At 63.0% G+C, this 1047-nt stretch carries 1 protein-coding gene; it reads left to right on the top strand.

The window, feature by feature from the left end:
* The first annotated feature begins 97 nt into the window (after window positions 1–97).
* Entirely contained in the window at window positions 98–991 is an 894-nt protein-coding gene (locus DB30_RS40920) for a transposase (protein WP_165704197.1), read from the top strand.
* Window positions 992–1047 lie beyond the last annotated feature (56 nt).

Consider the following 1047-nt stretch of genomic DNA (forward strand, 5'->3'; position numbering starts at 1 on the left):
GGCCGACAGCCCACCCGTGGCGACTCCACCGCGACCCATCCACGCCGAGCAGACCGTCTTCATCACGTGCAAGGCCGTGGGGCGAAGCTTTCGCTTCGTGCCCACCGAGAAGGTCACCCAGATGCTGCTGTTTGCGCTGGCCTACACCAGCTCGAAGTTTGAGATCTCGATCCACGAAGTGGTGTACATGAGCAACCACTACCACTTGTTGCTCACGGCCCACACCAAGTGCCTACCGGACTTCATGGAGCAGCTCAATTCGTTGACCGCGCGAGCGCTGAATGCCTACCGTGGAACAACTGGGACCAATATCGAGAAAGGGTACAATTGTGTCGCGCCCCAGGACGGCGAGAAGCTGCTCGAGCACACGGTCTACACCCTCACGAATCCGTGCGCGAGCGATCTGGTGACCAAGGCACGCCAGTGGAAAGGGGTCACAACGGCACGAATGCGATATGGCGACGAGGTCGTCGTGTCAAAACCAAAGTTCGGTCTCTGGACGCCGAAGCCGAAAAAGACCAGCCCCAAACGCAAGAAGCGGCGGCGTCGGTCGGATGCCCGGACGCGTTCGAAGCGTGATCGAAGCACGATCCCCAAGACTGCGACGCTTCGGCTGGTTCGGCCGCCCGTGCGGCCAGAGCTGAGCGACGACGAACTGCGCGACCTGGTGCTCGGGCGAGTGACGGCGCGGGAGAGCGAGCTCGAGTTGGTGCGGCAGCGAGCGGGGAAAAAGGTGCTCAAGATGCGCAATGTGCAGAAGCAGCACTGGGCCGCGATGCCAGGCGCGGAGGAGTTGTTTGGCATCCGGCCGACGGTGTCCGCGAACGACAAGAACAAGCGCATCGCGGCGATCGGGAACAAGAAGGCGTTCGAGCGGGCGTACGAGGAGGCGAGGAAGCGCTGGCTCGCCGGGGAGAAGGATGTGGAGTTTCCCGCAGGTACGTGGTTGATGTGGCGCCGGTATCAGGCGCGATGCGCCAGCGCAGCGTAGACGTTGTGCGTGATCGAGGTGGGCGGGCAAGGCGACCCGCCTGCCGGTGTTGGTTC

The organism is Enhygromyxa salina (genome assembly GCF_000737335.2).
GTDB lineage: Bacteria > Myxococcota_A > Polyangia > Nannocystales > Nannocystaceae > Plesiocystis > Plesiocystis salina_C.